The following is a 1019-nucleotide window of genomic DNA, read 5'->3' as shown; positions in this document are numbered from 1 at the left end:
CCGACGGGTAAAGTCCGTCGGTCCGCGCCGAACATCCGCAGGGTGTTCGTCAGACTTAGCTGAGAGCGGCGAGGGCGAGGTTTCCAGGGGCCGAACTTTCAGTGGATGCAGGTTCAGCCCAATGTGGAATCCCCGCTTGCCAGCTACTTCGACACTGCCTCAAGGGCAAGGGCTTCGGTTTCCCGGCGCAGTTCGAGGGCCTGGGCGAGGGAGTCGTCCATGATGACGTCTTCCCAGCGGACGATCCCGCCCTTGGCCACGTCATTGCGCAGTTCCACGTGGTGGGCCAGTGCGACCGGCAGTGCACCGGTCGTGACGGAGTGCTTGGCGGAAACGAGTTGGCCCCAGACGGTGTATCCGCCTTCGCCGTCGAGGAATTCACCGGCTTTGAGGTCTTTCTTGGCGGTGGCGACAACGTCCCCGAAGAAGCCGATGGGTGAACCCGTGGAAATTCCGCGGAGCACGGCGTTGGCAATTGATACGTTCAGTTCCAGGCCGACGTAGTGGTAGGGGCGGTACAGGGCGGCGTACTGGCCGGTGGGGTCCGGGTGCCAGGGGTATTCGTTGAAGCAGCCGGAGACGTAGGCGTTCGTTGCCTTCACGACGACGAAGACGCCTTCCTGGGTGTTGTGGGGGATCCAGGTGCCGTCGCGGTTGACGCTGGACATAACGTCCACGGTCCCTTCGTGTGCAAGGGCTCCTCCGACGTCGGCTGGGCGGCAGATTGAGGCAATTTCCTCAACGTCTCCGGGCGTGAACGTCAGCCCGGTGTCAGAGGGGACCAGTCCTGCGCCGTTGGCGACGGCGGCCATTTCGATGGCGGCCTTGGTGCCGTCGCGGAAGGAGGTGTGCATGTTCGGGTTCAGCTGCCCGGAGTCTGTGAGTTCCTTGGAGAATTCCCAGTTTTCCCAGACGTTGTCGGGGTTCATCTCGTGGTAGTGCTCGAGGAATTTGGCGCCCTTGCCGGCGCAGACGACGTCGAATCCGCTGGTGCGGGCCCAGTCGACGAGTTCCATGAT

At 63.0% G+C, this 1019-nt stretch carries 1 pseudogene; it reads right to left on the bottom strand.

Annotated elements, in window-relative coordinates:
- Nucleotides 1-143: 143 nt before the first annotated feature.
- A pseudogene (locus tag P2Q66_RS03570) lies at nt 144-1019 on the bottom strand (flagellar biosynthesis protein FlgA); the annotation flags it as partial.

The sequence above is a fragment of the Arthrobacter sp. Cr_A7 genome (assembly GCF_029222765.1).
GTDB lineage: Bacteria > Actinomycetota > Actinomycetes > Actinomycetales > Micrococcaceae > Arthrobacter.
The sequence above is the reverse complement of the archived record's forward strand: the minus strand, read 5'-3'. Positions and strand labels throughout refer to the sequence as shown.